Genomic DNA, 14,970 nt, shown 5'->3' with positions numbered 1-14,970 from the left:
GCCTCAAGAGTCCTGCATGCACCTCGTGGACAGACAGTGTCCGCCGACGGAAAGATGTCAAATGCCCATAGTGCCCCGCTCCATCACCGCCCCAGCCGCCCGGAGGCAGCCTTCATGAGCTCCCGTCCCCTGCCCGCCAGCACCCCCGCCGCCGAGGGGGTGGACGCCGCGGGCATTCATGCCTTCCTCGACGCCGTCGAGGCGGCGCCGGACATCGAACCGCACAGTCTGATGATCCTGCGCCACGGGCACCTCGTGGCCTGCGGCTGGTGGGCGCCGTACACACCCGACCGTCGCCACCTGCTCTACTCGCTCAGCAAGAGCTTCACGTCCACGGCCGCCGGATTCGCCGTCGCCGAAGGCCTGTTGCGCCTGGACGACCCCGTGATCTCGTACTTTCCCGAGTTCGAGGCCGACATCACGGATCCGCGCAGCCGCGCCATGCTCGTACGCCACGTGGCCGCCATGGCCAGCGGCCACCTCGAAGAGACCTACGCGACCTCGATCCGACGCGACCGCGACGAGATCGTGCGGGGGTTCCTGCTCTTCCCGCCGGACCGGGACCCCGGGACCGTCTTCGCCTACAACCAGCCCTGCACGTACACGCTCGCCGCGATCATCCAGCGCCTGACCGGCCAGTCGTTGACGGAGTATCTGCGGCCCCGGCTGTTCGACCCGCTGGGCATCGGCGAGACGGCCTGGCTCCAGCGGCCGCCCGGGCGTGACCTCGGCTTCAGCGGTCTGCACGCCACGACGGACGCGATCGCCCGGCTCGGCCAGTTCTATTTGCAGGACGGTGTCTGGGAGGGGCGGCGGCTGCTTCCGTCCTCATGGATCGAGGAAGCGACCCGCGCGCACATCTCCACCGCGGACGGTACGCAGGAGGGCGCGCTGTCGGACTGGCAGCAGGGGTACGGCTACCAGTTCTGGAGGAGCAGGCACGGGTACCGCGGCGACGGCGCGTACGGGCAGTTCTGTCTCGTCCTGCCCGAGCACGACGCCGTGATCGCGACGACCGCGGCGGCCGAGGACATGCAGGGTCTGCTGAACCTGGTGTGGCGCCACCTCCTCCCGGCGTTCGGTGCCGAACCGCTCCCGGGCACGGCCGACGAGGGCGTGCGCCGCCGCCTCGCGGAGCTGGCTCTACCCCCGGTCGAGGCGAGCCCCGAGCCGCCCGCGCGGGGCGACGACTGGAGGAGCGCGGTGTTCGCGCCGGAGGACGGTGAGTGCCCGCAGCAGCGGACCTTGACGGGCGTCACGGTCACGGCCGACCCGGACGGGAAGGGCTGGGACGTGTCGCTCGCGGAGGACGACGAGCTCATCGAGTTGCGGCTCGGCGCGACCGGTTGGACCGTCGACGCGGGCGGCCCGCCCACGGCCGTCAGCGGAGGCTGGACGGACCAGGACACCCTGCGCCTCGACGTGCTGTTCCTGGAGACCCCGCACCGACTGACCGTGACCTGTTCGCTGCCGGAGGGGACCTTCACCGTGCGCTGGCACACGACACCGATCCATGGCGGTCGGCTGCGCTCGCTCCGGGCGCCCGCGGGGGATCGGGTGTGACAGCCCAGGCGGCTGGGTTTCCGCCCGGGGCGGGCAGTCGGGTGCCCTTGTCCGACAGGTCGTGGGCGGTGGGGTGACGGGCGGTCGAGGGGAGTGGTGTGCCGCTCGCCTCGGCGCCGAGGAGGGGGCGTTTCGGCAGCGGGCGTCACGGGACGCCGTGGCCGCGGTCCGCCGTGAACGCGCGGCTCGCGAGTGGCGGCCCGCACGGGGGCCTGTCCGGCGGATCATGGCGGAGACGCGGGGTCCGGCACGCCCATCTGCGCTCATGAGGCGCCGGTGCGTCCCTTTGACCTGATCCGCCGGACAGGCCCTGACCGGAGGACGTCCCCACCGCGCTCCGCGGCCGCTCCACCGGCACCGGCAGCCCGCTCGTCCCGGTGGCGCCGCCGCCGCGCACGCGGTGGACGGCGAACTCGCCGAGCGTCCTGCTGTGACCTGAAGTAGCGTGAGGTTACCCGCGCCCGTCCGTCCGTGGCCTGCCGAGGCTCGGCAGGCGGATCCCGCCCGGCCGTCGGCCGACACCGCCACCGCAGTGGAGCAAGCCGGTGGGGTTCGTGTGCCTTCCGCTGCGGCCCGCGTGCCTGCCACCGGCCCCCGTGACCACCTGCGGGCGGAGCGCTTCGAGCTCAGACCGACTCTCCAAGGCAGGGATCCGGATGACTACCTATCACGTCGCACAGGTGACCGCCCCCGGCGGTTCGTTCGAGGTCGTCGAGCGTGAGGTGCCGCAGCCGGGCCCCGGACATGTACGGGTCACCGTCGACGCCTGCGGGGTGTGCCACAGCGACACCCTCTTCGTGAACGCCGGCGTGCCCGGCGTGACGTTCCCGGTGGTCCCCGGGCACGAGGTCGCCGGGCGGGTCGCGGAGCTCGGCGAGGGGACGCAGGACTGGGGCTGGCAGGTGGGCGACCGGGTGGCGGTGGGCTGGTTCGGCGGCGCGTGCGGCCACTGCACACCCTGTCGGCAGGGCGACTTCATCGTGTGCGAGAACCTGCAGGTCCCCGGATGGGCGTACGACGGTGGCTACGCCGAGACGGTGGTCGTGCCCGTGGACGCGCTGGCCCGGATCCCCGACGGGCTGGGGGCCACCGACGCGGGGCCCCTGGCCTGCGCGGGCGTGACCGTGTACAACGGCATGCGGCGCAGCTCGGCGCGGCCGGGTGACCTGGTCGCCGTTCTCGGCATCGGCGGCCTGGGACACCTGGGGGTGAAGTACGCGGCCGCGATGGGTTTCGAGACCGTGGCCATCGCCCGGGGTGCCGACAAGGCCGACTTCGCCAAGCAGCTCGGCGCGCACCACTACATCGACAGCACGGCCGGCACTCCGGTCGCCGAGGCGCTTCAGTCCCTCGGGGGCGCGCAGGTCGTCCTGGCCACCGCGTCGAACTCCGCCGCGATCACCGCGACCGTGGACGGTCTGCGTGCCCGCGGTGAGCTGGTGGTCGTCGGCGTGGACGTGGAGCCGCTCGGCATCAGCCCGGTCCAGCTGCTGATGGCGGGCAAGGCCGTCAGCGGCCACCCCAGCGGCACCTCGCAGGACATCCAGGACACCATGGAGTTCAGCGCCCTGCACGGCATCCGTCCGATGACCGAGGTCGTGACGCTGGGCGAGACCGAGGAGGCGTACCAGAAGATGCTCTCCGGTGCCGCCCGCTTCCGGATGGTGCTCACCATGAGCTGACACGGCGGCTCGGCAGCCCGGGTGGCGTTCGGCGAAGTGGTCCGGGTCGCCCGGGGAGTGCCGCGGCAGGCCGTCCCGTACGGCGAGGGCGGTGGCCTCGGCGCGGGAGGCGGCGCACGTCCTGTGAAGAGGGCGCTTGTAGTAGAAACGCGTCCCGTACGACGGCGGACGTGCGGCCGGGCCGGCGCGACGCGCGCGGTACCAGTCGCGCTCCACCAGCCACAGCCGCATGCCGCCCGCGGTGTCGAGCGCCCGCGGCAGCACACGGAACCGGTCGTACCGCGGCGAGGGCGGGCATGACCGGGGTCGGCGGGTGAGATCGGCAAGTGGCGGGCCTCGGTGTCGTGCGCGTCGGCGCGTTCCGTCCTCACCGCCTGGACCTAGCCGACAGTCGTCATGTACGTCAACTCCCTTTGCCTGGCTGGCAATTAATCGACCGCGCATTGGTCCCGTCGTCGGGCGTGGCCTAGCATCGGGCTCATTCCATACCCCTGGGGGTATATCCCGAGGATTGCGAGGAGCCCGCCATGCCCTCCACCCACTCCGCCTCCGGCGCCGCCCGCGACCACTTCCAGGTGTTGATCATCGGGGGTGGAACCGCGGGCATCACCGTCGCGGCCCGCCTGCGGCGCGCCGGCGTCCGCGACGTCGCGGTGCTCGAACCGGCCGACGTCCACTGGTATCAGCCGCTGTGGACCCTGGTCGGCGGCGGCCGGGCCCCACTCGGTGTCACCCGCCGCCCCGAAGCCTCGGTCATGCCCAGGCAGGTGCACTGGATCCGCGAGGCCGCCACCGCCGTCGACCCCGAGGCGCGGACCGTCACCACCGCCGCGCACCGCACCATCGGCTACGACCACCTCGTGATGGCCCCCGGTCTCCAACTGGACTGGGACGCGATCCCCGGCCTCGACACCGCCGTCGGGCACGGTGCCGTATCCAGCAACTACGCTTTCGAGCACGCCCCGTACACCTGGGAACTCATCCGTGGCCTGCGCTCGGGCACCGCGGTCTTCACGCAGCCGAGCGGCCCGGTCAAATGCGGTGGCGCCCCGCAGAAGATCGCCTATCTGGCCGCCGATCACTGGCGCAGGCAGGGGGTCCTGGACCGTATCCGGGTGGTTCTTGTGCTGCCCGCCGACTCCATGTTCGGCGTACCGGTCTGGCGCCGTGCCCTTGAGCGCGTCGCCGAGCGTTACGGCATCGAGGTCCGCCTGAACTCGGAGATGACTGCCGTCGACGGCGCGGCCCGGCGGCTGACCGTGGCCGACCACTCCACCGGCGCCGAGGAAAGCCTCGCGTTCGACCTGCTCCACGCCGTACCGCCGCAGAGTGCCCCCGACTGGGTCGAGCGCGGCCCGCTGGCCGATCCCGCGAGCCCCTACGGCTACGTCGAAGCGGACAAGCACACCCTGCAACACCCGCGGCACCGCGATGTCTTCGCCCTCGGCGACGTCGCCAACCTGCCCACCTCCAAGACCGGCGCCGCCGTCCGCAAGCAGGCCCCCGTCCTGGTGGCCAACCTGCTGGCCGAGATCAACGGCGAGCACCGTGAGCGGCGCCGCTACGACGGTTACACGTCCTGCCCACTGGTCACGGCCCGCGACAAGGTGCTGCTCGCCGAGTTCGACTACGACCAGCGCCCCGCCCCCAGCATCCCCCTGCTGGACACCACCAAGGAGCGCCGCGACATGTGGCTGCTCAAGCGGTACGGCCTGCCGGCCCTGTACTGGCGCGGCATGCTCAAGGGCCTAGTTTAGGGCGCCCGCGGCGTCACTCGCGGTCGCCCGTCGCCCGTCGCCCGTCGCCCGTCGCCCGTCACCGGCCGGTGGCCGGTGGCCGCATCTGAATCACCTCCGCGCATCCCTCTGGATACCCCCCCGGGTATTTCTGTTACGGTGGATGTCAGATACCCCCCGGGGTACTTTCATCCGGAAGGAGCCGAACCCGTGTTCTTCGTCGACACCCTGGAGTTCGAGGGCCTGGGCAACCGCAGCTACCTGGCCGGCGGCCCTGGCGAGGCGGTCGTGGTCGATCCCCCGCGGGACATCGATCAGGTCATCGCCCTGGCTGCCCGGCGAGGCGTGCGGATCGCGTACGTGGTCGAGACGCACCTGCACAACGACTACGTGAGCGGCGGGCTCGAACTGGCCCGGGTCACCGGTGCCCGCTATCTGGTCCCGGCCGGGGCCTCGGTGGCCTTCGCCCGCACCCCGGTCGCCGACGGCGACACCGTCACGGTCGACCGGGGCCTGGCCCTGAGGGCACTGGCCACCCCGGGCCACACCCCGCACCACACGTCCTACGTTCTGGAAGAGGACGGGCGCGGGGTGGCCGCCTTCACCGGCGGATCACTGCTGATCGGTACGGTGGGGCGGCCGGACCTGGTCGAACCGCGGCTGACCGAGCAGCTGGCCCGTGCCCAGCACGCCTCCGCCCACCGTCTGGCCGAGGAGCTGGACGACGAGGTGCCGGTGTTGCCCACGCACGGTTTCGGCAGTTTCTGCTCCGGATCCCAGGCCGAGGGGGACTCCTCCACGATCGGGCGGGAACGCAAGACCAACGAGGCCCTCACCCGCGACGTGGACACCTTCGTCGCCGACCTGCTCGCCGGTCTGGACGACGTCCCGGCGTACTACGCGCACATGGGCCCGGCCAACGCCGCGGGCCCCGCTCCCGTCGACCTCACCCCGCCACGTCCCGCCGACGCCGCACAGATCGCCCAGCGGCTGGCGGCCGGTGAATGGGTGGTCGACCTGCGCAACCGTGTCGCGTTCGCCCAGGGGCACCTGGCCGGCTCCCTCAACTTCGAGGGTGACGGCAAGCCGGCCACCTACCTGGCCTGGCTGATCCCGTGGGGCAAGCCCGTCACGCTGCTCGCCGACACACCCGAACAGATCGCCGCGGCACAGCGGGAACTGGCCCGGGTCGGCATCGACCGGCCGGTCGCGGCCGCCACCGGCGGCCCGCGCGACTGGGTGCCCGGGGGCGTGGAGCCGCGGTCCTTCCCGCGCGCCACCTTCGCCGACCTCGCCGCCCGCCGTGGTCGCGGCGAGGACGTGGTGGTGCTGGACGTGCGGCGCGACTCCGAGCGCGCGGGCGGCTTTGTGGCGGGCTCGGTGCACATCCCCATCCATGAGCTGCCCGGTCGTCTCGGGGAGGTGCCCGCGGGGGAGGTGTGGGTGCACTGCGCGGGCGGGATGCGCGCGGCGATCGCCGCCTCCTTCCTGGACGCCACGGGACGCGGCGTGGTCGCCGTCGACGACAGCTTCGCCGCCGCCGTCGAGGCCGGACTGACTCTCACCCGGTCCAGCACGGGCTGACCCGCATCCGTCCCGACCGCATCCGTCCCGACCGCATCCGTCCCGACCGCATCCGTCCCGATCGCACCCGGCCCCGTACCGACTGCCCCTCAGCCAGTCCCGCACGGACCCCCCGCCGCACCACCCCTTCGGAGTGATGAACCCATGTTCTTCCGCAGCCGCGGCCGCGCCTCCCGTCGCCTCGGCCCTGTCCAGGCCCACCAGCGGGTCGCCCACGGCCACGCCGTTCTGCTCGACGTCCGTGAAACCGCCGAGTGGGAGGCGGGACACGCACCGGATGCGCTGCACCTGCCCCTGTCCCGGCTTGTGGCGGGGGAAGCCCTGCCGCCCGCCGCTCAGGGCAGGCCCGTCGTGGCGATCTGCCGCTCCGGCCGGCGTTCCCGGCAGGCCGTCGAGATCCTGACCGGCCGCGGGACGAAGGCCACCGATGTCACCGGCGGCATGGTCGCCTGGGCACGGGACGGGCTGCCGGTGACAGGCCCGGACGGAGACGACGGTGCCATAGCGTGAGCGCGTTCGTTCTTGCGCTCGTCGCGGGGGCCCTGGTCGGTCTCGCGCTGGGCGCGCTGGGCGGCGGAGGCAGCGTCCTCGCCGTGCCCGCCCTGATCTACCTGCTCGGTTTCACCCCGGCCGCGGCCACCACAGCGAGCCTCCTGATCGTGACCGCCACCTCGCTCACGGCCCTGTTCGGCCACGCCCGCAGCGGCCATGTGCGGTGGCGGGCCGGCGCACTGTTCGCGGCCGCCGGCATCCTCCCGGCGGTGGCGGCCGGAGCAGCGTCGGTCCGGCTGCCGCAGCCGCTGCTGATCGCCGCGTTCGCCGCCGTCGCCGCCCTGGCGGCCACCCGTATGCTGCGCCCCTCCCGGGCAACGTCCCCCACGGAGCCCGGCGCGGTTCGGCCGGCCAAGGCCCTCGGCACCGGAGCGGGGCTGGGCGCGCTGACCGGACTGCTGGGGGTGGGCGGCGGGTTCCTCGCCGTGCCGGCCCTGGTCACCGTCCTGGCCTTCGAGATGCAGGCCGCCATCGGCACCAGCCTGCTGATCATCTCGGTCAACTCGCTGGCCTCGCTGCTCACCCGCGGTGCCACGACGTCGGGCCTGGACTGGACGTTGATCGCCCCCTTCACCGGGACCGCGATCCTGGGCGCCTGGGACGGCAAACGCCTGGCCGGCAAAGCCTCGGGCCCCCTCCTTCAGCGCACCTTCGCCGTGGTCCTGCTGGCGGTGGCCGCGTTCATGCTCGTCGACGCCCTGACCTGACCCCGGCCGGTCCCGGCGGACTCACGCCAGGGACAGGAACAGTTTCTCCAAACGGGCCCGCATCCGCTCACGGTCACCGTCGGCGGCCAGATCGGCATCGGTCAGACAGTGCTGCAGACCGGTCGCGATGATGGCGAACCCGGCCCTGTCCAGCGCCCGGGAGGCCGCGGCGAGCTGGGTGACCACGTCCTCGCAGTCCCGCCCCTCCTCGATCATCTTGATCACTCCGGCGATCTGACCCTGCGCCCGGCGCAGTCGGTTGACCACCGTCTTCAGTTCCTCGGCTGCCATCGCCAGTTCCACAAGCACTCCCTCGATATACCCCCGCGGGTATCCTGTCCGTGGGGTGAAGCACCAGAAAGAGCAGGAAATTCCCATGGCCCCCACTTCCCTCGCCCCCGACCAGGCCCACGCCCGGCTCCACGAGCTGACCGTCATCGATGTGCGGACCCATGGCGAGTACGCCTCGGGCCACATAGCGGGCGCCCACAACATCCCCCTGGACCATCTGGACGCGGCCGTGCCCGTCCTGAAGTCCGCCGCCGAGCGCGGTGACCTCGTCATGGTGTGCGCCTCCGGCGCCCGCTCCGCGCAGGCCTGCGCCACCCTCACCGCACACGGCATATCCGCCGCCACTCTCACGGGCGGCACCATCGCCTGGAGCCGGCACGGACACGACCTGCACCGCGCCACCGACGCCCGCGGCGTCTGGCCCATGGACCGTCAGGTCCGCTTCGTCGCCGGGTCCCTGATCCTCGCCGGGCTCGCCGTCGGACAACGCCGGGCGGCAGCCCGCTGGTTGTCCGTCGGCGTCGCCGGAGGCCTGGTCTACTCGGCCGTCAGCGGCAGCTGCGCCATGGCCCGTGTTCTGGCCAAGCTCCCGCTCAACCAGCCCCGTGCCACCGACCTCGACGCCACCCTCGCCGCACTGGCCGCAATGGGGCAGTAGTAGTCGGAAAACGATGCCGTCGCGCTCATCTCCGATCGCCGGAGGTCAGCCTCGAAGATACTCCCGTAGGCGCCTCGGTCGTCCGCATACGGTGCGGTCACGCGGCGGCGGGACGGGCATCGCCGATCCCGCCGCACAGCCGACAACCAAGGGGAGGCGCTATGGCGAGTGTGGAAGTGTCGCTGAAGGAAATGATGACCGCGGCCGAGGGGGCGTTGGGGGCGGCCGTCGTCGACTACACCAGCGGCATGGCGCTGGGCACACTGGGCGGGGGCAAGGACCTCGACCTCACGATCGCGGCCGCCGGAAACACGGATGTCGTCCGCGCGAAGGTGCGGACCATGGAGCAACTGGGTCTCAAGAGCCGGATCGAGGACATCCTGATCACTCTCGAAAGGCAGTACCACCTCATCCGACCGGTCACCGGACGCAACGGCAACGGTCTGTTCCTCTACCTCGTGCTCGACAAGTCGCGTTCGAACCTGGCGATGGCCCGTCATCAACTCAAGCGCGTCGAGGAGCAGTTGGAAGTCTAGGTCGGCCGGATCCTCGGTCCGACGTGTGCCCACGATGTGAAGACTTCTTCAAGTCACCACATCAACATCACCCCAACAAGTTGATGCGCACGGCCGTGAGCGAGAAGGATCGACAGTGACGGACACATGGTGCGGCGGCGCCTTCCGGGTGTCGCCGCACCAGGTGACGACCATCCCCACGCGGCAGGGAGCGAGCACCGATGCGGGTCCCCCTCTACCAGGCCAAGGCGGAGTTCTTCCGCATGCTGGGACACCCCGTGCGCATCAGGGTCCTCGAGCTGCTGCAACACGGCCCCGTCCCGGTGCGGGACCTGCTCGCCGACCTCGACATCGAGCCCTCAAGCCTGTCGCAGCAGTTGGCTGTCCTGCGTCGTTCCGGCATCGTGGTGTCCATCCGTGAGGGCTCCACCGTCAGCTACGCGCTGGCCGGCGGTGACGTCGCGGAGCTCCTGCGCGCGGCCCGCCGCATCCTCACGGAGCTGCTGGCCGGGCAGAACGAACTGCTGGTCGAACTCCGACAGAACGACACGTCCCTGCCACCGGTGTCCTCCAGCGGCTGACCCTGTGCGGGGCTGTGGGCCGCGCCGCCCTCTGTCACCCCTTCGCGGGCGGCACACCGACCAGTTTTGTGAGGAACCGGTCTACCTGCTCTTCCAAGGGGGGCCAGGGCAGCTCGGGTTGGTTGACGCGCAGTGACACCGCGCCGTGGACGGCCGTCCGCAGATCCAGGGATACGGTCTCGGCATCGCCCCGCGGCGCCAGCCCGGCGTCCATGCAGCGACGGATCGCCGCGGTCGTGCGCCCGGCCATCTCCTCCTTGAAGGACATGTCCGTGCGCCGGTTGAGCGTGCTCTCGTGAAGCACCTTGTACAGCCCCGGATGCTCGCGGGACCACGCGCCGAGCAGCGCCGTGCGGGCGCGCAGCGCGGCCACCGGGTCGGCGGCACCCGACTCCGCCTCGTCCACCGCGCGCAGCAGGTCCGTGTGGCAGCGCTCCAGCGCGGCCCGCACCAGCATGTCGCGGTCGGCGAAGTGGATGTAGACGGACGTCGCGGCGATACCCACCTCGCGAGCGACGGCGCGCAGCGACAGGGCCTCGTCGTCGGCGAGTTCGTCAAGCAGCCGCAGCGTCGCGTCGACGATCTCGGCGCGCAGCCGCTCGCCCTGGCCCCGGGGGTTGCGGCCGCGCGAGGTGGTCCGGGCGGTCTTCCGGGCCGGGGTGGTCGGGTCCATGGTTCGGCATTGTAGGGGACGCCTTGTAGGGCTACAGTTGTAGCACTACATGTGTTCACTCAGGGGAGTCGCCATGACACTGCCGACCCAGAGCGCGATCGTCGAGCTGGACCCGGTGTTCGCGGAGATGGCTGCCGCGAGCTTTCGACTCGCGGGCGAGGGCCCGGAACTGACGCCACGCGAGCGCATCCTGGTCAGCCTTGTCGCCGACGTGTGCGAACAGGTCCTCGGAATGCCGTACGAACTGCATGTGCGAGCCGCTCTGGACGAGGGCATCGACGCCGACGACCTGCGCGAACTGCTTCGCTTCATCTCCTACGACAGCGGATACCCGGCGGCACTGGCCGCGCTGGTGCGGCTGGCCGAGATCGAGCGCGAGCACGGCCTGCCCGGACCGACCGGCCAGGGCCACGAGGTGAACGCGGACGGCACGGGCAGCCCGATTCCCGCGGCGATGCGCGCCCAGGTCCAAGCCCTCGACCCGGGTCTGGCCAACTACATGGACCTGCAGTCACGCATGCGGGCCGACATGTCCCGCATCAGCGTCCGCGAACGGGCGTTCGCCACGATGGCGGTGGACGTCCTCTACCAGACCCTCCAGGAAAGCTTCCGCGCCCACGTCGGCCGCGCACTGGGCGCGGGGGCGACACCGGACGAGGTCCGCGCCGCCGTCCGCGTCACCGCGCCGTTCGGAATGACACGAACCTGGCGCGCCCTGAACGTCCTCGACGCGCTGCTCGCCGAGTGGGGGGAACAGGAGGCGAAGCGGACGCCCGACGCCGCCTGACCGTCCTTCACCCACACGCGACGGCGTTGGCGCTGCGCCGGCGCGGACGGCGGTGCAACTCCCGGGTCTGGACGATGTGGTCGGGATGACCGGCAGCGCGACAGGGCTGTGACGCAGCTCACCAGGAAAGGGTGACAGGACGTTGTCGCGGACAGGGGTGACTGTCGACAGCATGACGATCACCGATGAGGACTGCCTCGCCGAGACCCTGGCATTCAACAAGCAATTCGAGGCCACCGCCGCGAGCCGCCCGACTCGCGGGGAAACGCTGGACGCAACCGTGCTGGCAACCCTGCGGCGTAACCGGCTCGGTGGCAACACGCCACCGGTGAGACTGCCGCAGGGCCAGGACCGCGTCGTTGCGGACGGGGTGAAAGTCCGGGCGTTCGTGCCGGACCGCGTCGACGGCTTATACCTGCACATACACGGAGGTGGCTGGGCGTTCGGCTCTGCGGGCGGCCAGGATGAGAGGCTGTGGCATCTTGCCGAGCAGGCACGGCTGGCCGTGGTGAGTATCGAGTACCGCCTCGCGCCGGAGCACCCGTTCCCCGCAGGGCCCGACGACTGCGAAGTCGCCGCCCGGTGGCTCATGGACCACGCCGCAGCCGAGTTCGGTACCCAACGCCTCCTGATCGGTGGCGAATCGGCCGGCGCCCATTTGAGCGTCATGACGCTGCTGCGCCTTCGTGACCGGCACGGCATCACTGGCGCGTTCCGTGCGGCCCACCTGCTCTTTGGCCCGTACGACCTGTCGATGACACCAAGCCAGCGATCGTTTGGGTCCAAGCGGTTGCTGAGCAATACCGACACGCTGCGGGGCAGCTATGAGCTGTTCACACCAGAGATGGGAGCGGAGCAGCGCCGCGACCCCGAGGTCTCGCCCCTGTTCGCCGACCTGTCCGGCTTGCCACCCGCCCGAATCGTCGTCGGCACCGAGGATCCGCTGCTGGACGACTCACTGTTTCTGGCCCAACGGTGGCAGACGGCAGGAGCGCCCGTGCGGCTCGGAGTCGTCGCGGGCGCGATGCACGGCTTCACCCTGTTCCCCTTGACCGTCACCGAGCGGGAACTGCGGCGTGAGCGGGACTTCCTGGCCACGGCGTGACGGTAGCGTCGGCATCATGAACCGCACTGCTCGGCTCTACGCATTGGTCGAAGAGTTGCGCGCGGGGGCGCCGCGGCCGCTGACGGTCGCGGCGCTCGCCGCACGATTCGAGGTCAGCACACGCACGGTGCAGCGCGACCTCCAGACGCTGATGGAAGCCGGTGTCCCGGTGCGCACGACACCCGGGCGAGGCGGGGGCTGGTCGATCGACCCGGAGATGACCATGCCCCCGATCCGGTTCACCGCCGACGAGGCTTCGGCGTTGGCCACCGCGCTCGCCGCGGCCAACGCCTCAGCCCCGTTTGCCGGTGCGGCCCGCACGGCGGCCCAGAAGATCATGGTCTCGATGACCGGTCCCGCGTCGGCAGCGGCTCAGGAACTCGCCGCACGAATCGTCGCGCTGCCGTCGCGAGCCGACTCCGCGGTCCGCGCCGCAGTGGAACAGGCCCTCACCACAAACACGGTGCTGCGGCTGTCCTACGTCGATGCGGCAGGACGCGAGAGCGACCGCGTAGTGGAACCGGCCGGACTGCTCACCGCCGACGGCCGGTGGTACCTCATCGCCTGGTGCCGCACACGGCGGGCCGGCCGGGGCTTCCGTCTGGACCGGATCGCAGCGGCGGCTCCAACCGGTGAGCAAGCGCAGCCCCATGACCTGACCGAACTGCTGCTCGGCTCGGCCGCCGCCGGTGCAACGCGGCCCATGGCGCCGGCTTCACTCACACCCCCACCATGAGGATCCGAAGACGCCACCAACCCGGCGGACCTTTCCGGTCGCGGCACTGGCCGAGGTCACCATGGCGACTGTCACTACGGCCGCCGAGCGCGTCCAGGACCACGAGGTGGAGCGGCGGTACACGGTACGGAGACCCTTCACATCAAACACGACGCGCCATCCAGCCGAAGAAAACGGCGCCTGACGAGACTCGTGCGGGGTCGGCGCGCGCGGTCAGAACCAGTGCAGGCAGTGCGGGGAGCGCTCGGTGCGGAAGAGGGCGTCAGCGAGGGTGGCCGCGCCCGGGCGGTGGGCCCGGACATGTCCGGCACGCACGAGCGTGCTCGGAGTGGTGCCGCCGAGGTAGACCGAGCCCAGGTCGCTCACGTCCAGGGACAGGTCGGGCTCCCGGTCCGTCGGTACGCAGTCGGCCTTGCTGTCCCGGACGGTCAGCAGGTAGCGGCCGTGTTCGCCGAGGAACGGGTCGTCGACGTCGAGGACGAGCTCGCCGTCCATGAACCAGCCGCGCGCGGTCAGCGCACGCGGGACGTCCAGCAGCCGCACCCAGAGCCAGTCGGTGTCGCCGCTCACCTGGCCGGCACGGAAGTCCGCAAACTGCCAGCGCAGCGGGTGCGCGGGCGGGAAGTGCTTGAACACGACCTGAGCGACCAGGTCGTGTCCGAGCACGAATCGGGCCAGGGCCGTGAAGACTGCGTCGTCGGTGGCGATGGTCTCGTCGACCGTCAAGGTTTCGGGCTCGCCGACCGAATAGCTGGCGTACCCGTCCGGGACGCCGTCGGCGTCCCGGTGGACGGCGACGTAGCGCGGCGCCGGAGAGACCGGGGGCTGCCCCGCGCCCAAGGCCCACCAGCGATGCGGCCGGGACAACGCGCCGGGCTGTGCGCGGCGGTACCGGTCGTAGACCTCTTCCATGATCTCGCCGCACTCGGCTCGCCGCAGCAACTCGATCGTGCCGGTGTCCGAGCCGGTCGCTGGGGCGTCGGCCGCTCCGTGCGCCCGGGGGAGAGCGAGGGTGGCCTGGTGGTGCGGCACCGTCAGCCGCTGCGTGTAGGTCGCCGGTCCGTAGCCGAACCTGCGGTAGATCAGGGCCTCGGAGGCCAGCAGTACGGAGAGGAACTCCCCTCGGGCCCGCAGCTCGGTGAGCTGATGGCGCATCATCGCGCTGAGTACGCCCTGGCGTCGGTGCGAGGGCAGGACGCCGACGAAGCTCACCCCGGCGGCCGGGACGAGGATCTCACCGGGCAGGGTGAGCTCGAAGGAGTACGCACCGGCGGTGCCGACGGGCCGCCCGTCCGCCGTCATGGCGAGCAGGTTGCGATCCATTTCGAGTGCCGACCACCAGACCCCGCCGCCGCTCTCGGTCGGGGTTTCCGGGAAGCGCCCGAACGCGGCATGGAGTGTGTCGACGAAGACGTCAAGGTCTTGGTCGGTTGTGGGACGGATCTCCATTGCTGCCACTGCCTCCCCGGGATAGCGGCACCACGGCTCGTGGTGTCCCGCCACAGTGCAGCGTTGACCCGTGCCAGGGTCAAGCGGATTACGGGCCGGGTCCGCGGTCGGTCACAGCACAGCCCGTTTCCAGCCCGGCCCCGGGGGGAGTTTCGGTGGCCGGGCTCGGCGGCGGTGATCCCCGCCGTAGCTGAACGAGGTGTGCAGTGTTGTCGGCGGGCTACACGGCCAAGAGGGCCCGGCCGGCCCCGCGACAGCAGTCGTCGCCCCGGGGCCGGCCTTGGACGGGGTGGCTCAGCCCAGGTAGAAGTCCCTGCGGGCGGCCACGAACGCCTCGATCGTCTGGGCGGG

15 protein-coding genes are annotated in these 14,970 nt (G+C 71.5%); 12 read left to right on the top strand and 3 right to left on the bottom strand.

Features of this window, described 5'->3' with window-relative positions; genetic code table 11:
* Positions 1-114: 114 nt before the first annotated feature.
* The 6 genes from ACFZDJ_RS27095 (at position 115) to ACFZDJ_RS27070 (ending at position 7,824) form a co-directional block, all read left to right on the top strand.
* On the top strand, positions 115-1,563 hold the full coding sequence (locus ACFZDJ_RS27095) for a serine hydrolase (protein WP_391062344.1): 1,449 nt from the start codon (positions 115-117) through the stop codon (positions 1,561-1,563).
* A gap of 656 nt (positions 1,564-2,219) precedes the next feature.
* The gene (locus tag ACFZDJ_RS27090; protein ID WP_384916741.1) at positions 2,220-3,245 is read left to right on the top strand and encodes an alcohol dehydrogenase; all 1,026 of its coding nucleotides are present in this window, start codon (positions 2,220-2,222) and stop codon (positions 3,243-3,245) included.
* Between the two features lie 527 nt (positions 3,246-3,772).
* Positions 3,773-5,002: an FAD-dependent oxidoreductase gene (locus tag ACFZDJ_RS27085; protein ID WP_391062343.1), complete on the top strand. Its 1,230-nt coding sequence runs from the start codon at positions 3,773-3,775 to the stop codon at positions 5,000-5,002.
* Between the two features lie 189 nt (positions 5,003-5,191).
* Positions 5,192-6,565 (top strand): rhodanese-like domain-containing protein, encoded by a 1,374-nt coding sequence (locus ACFZDJ_RS27080; RefSeq protein ID WP_391062339.1) that lies wholly within the window; start codon positions 5,192-5,194, stop codon positions 6,563-6,565.
* Between the two features lie 144 nt (positions 6,566-6,709).
* On the top strand, positions 6,710-7,075 hold the full coding sequence (locus tag ACFZDJ_RS27075; RefSeq protein WP_391062336.1) for a rhodanese-like domain-containing protein: 366 nt from the start codon (positions 6,710-6,712) through the stop codon (positions 7,073-7,075).
* The gene (locus tag ACFZDJ_RS27070; RefSeq protein WP_385368970.1) at positions 7,072-7,824 is read left to right on the top strand and encodes a sulfite exporter TauE/SafE family protein; all 753 of its coding nucleotides are present in this window, start codon (positions 7,072-7,074) and stop codon (positions 7,822-7,824) included. The genes ACFZDJ_RS27075 and ACFZDJ_RS27070 overlap by 4 nt, the downstream gene beginning before the upstream one ends.
* Positions 7,825-7,845: 21 nt before the next feature.
* Here the strand turns inward: ACFZDJ_RS27070 and ACFZDJ_RS27065 are convergent, their stop codons facing one another.
* Positions 7,846-8,127 (bottom strand): metal-sensing transcriptional repressor, encoded by a 282-nt coding sequence (locus ACFZDJ_RS27065; RefSeq protein ID WP_390935581.1) that lies wholly within the window; start codon positions 8,125-8,127, stop codon positions 7,846-7,848.
* A gap of 73 nt (positions 8,128-8,200) precedes the next feature.
* Here ACFZDJ_RS27065 and ACFZDJ_RS27060 point away from each other — a divergent pair, with 73 nt between their 5' ends.
* The 3 genes from ACFZDJ_RS27060 to ACFZDJ_RS27050 all read left to right on the top strand — a co-directional run bounded on the left by ACFZDJ_RS27060 (position 8,201) and on the right by ACFZDJ_RS27050 (position 9,869).
* Positions 8,201-8,773: a rhodanese-like domain-containing protein gene (locus tag ACFZDJ_RS27060; protein ID WP_391062333.1), complete on the top strand. Its 573-nt coding sequence runs from the start codon at positions 8,201-8,203 to the stop codon at positions 8,771-8,773.
* A gap of 161 nt (positions 8,774-8,934) precedes the next feature.
* Entirely contained in the window at positions 8,935-9,309 is a 375-nt protein-coding gene (locus ACFZDJ_RS27055; RefSeq protein ID WP_384916757.1) for a hypothetical protein, read from the top strand.
* A gap of 200 nt (positions 9,310-9,509) precedes the next feature.
* Positions 9,510-9,869, top strand: a complete 360-nt coding sequence (locus ACFZDJ_RS27050) for a metalloregulator ArsR/SmtB family transcription factor (RefSeq protein WP_390935586.1) — start codon at positions 9,510-9,512, stop codon at positions 9,867-9,869.
* A gap of 34 nt (positions 9,870-9,903) precedes the next feature.
* Here the strand turns inward: ACFZDJ_RS27050 and ACFZDJ_RS27045 are convergent, their stop codons facing one another.
* On the bottom strand, positions 9,904-10,542 hold the full coding sequence (locus ACFZDJ_RS27045; RefSeq protein WP_391062330.1) for a WHG domain-containing protein: 639 nt from the start codon (positions 10,540-10,542) through the stop codon (positions 9,904-9,906).
* Between the two features lie 73 nt (positions 10,543-10,615).
* On the opposite strand from ACFZDJ_RS27045, the gene ACFZDJ_RS27040 reads away from it, so the two are divergent.
* The 3 genes from ACFZDJ_RS27040 (at position 10,616) to ACFZDJ_RS27030 (ending at position 13,170) form a co-directional block, all read left to right on the top strand.
* Positions 10,616-11,329, top strand: coding sequence for a carboxymuconolactone decarboxylase family protein (locus tag ACFZDJ_RS27040; RefSeq protein ID WP_391062328.1), 714 nt, complete (start codon positions 10,616-10,618; stop codon positions 11,327-11,329).
* 172 nt (positions 11,330-11,501) lie between these two features.
* Positions 11,502-12,434: an alpha/beta hydrolase fold domain-containing protein gene (locus tag ACFZDJ_RS27035; protein ID WP_391062325.1), complete on the top strand. Its 933-nt coding sequence runs from the start codon at positions 11,502-11,504 to the stop codon at positions 12,432-12,434.
* Between the two features lie 16 nt (positions 12,435-12,450).
* On the top strand, positions 12,451-13,170 hold the full coding sequence (locus tag ACFZDJ_RS27030; RefSeq protein ID WP_390935595.1) for a WYL domain-containing protein: 720 nt from the start codon (positions 12,451-12,453) through the stop codon (positions 13,168-13,170).
* Between the two features lie 213 nt (positions 13,171-13,383).
* Here ACFZDJ_RS27030 and ACFZDJ_RS27025 read toward each other — a convergent pair whose 3' ends face one another.
* The gene (locus ACFZDJ_RS27025; RefSeq protein ID WP_391062322.1) at positions 13,384-14,619 is read right to left on the bottom strand and encodes a GNAT family N-acetyltransferase; all 1,236 of its coding nucleotides are present in this window, start codon (positions 14,617-14,619) and stop codon (positions 13,384-13,386) included.
* Positions 14,620-14,970 lie beyond the last annotated feature (351 nt).

The organism is Streptomyces sp. NPDC007896, from assembly GCF_042959425.1.
Classification (GTDB): Bacteria; Actinomycetota; Actinomycetes; order Streptomycetales; family Streptomycetaceae; genus Streptomyces.
This window is presented reverse-complemented; position numbering and strand designations above follow the sequence as displayed.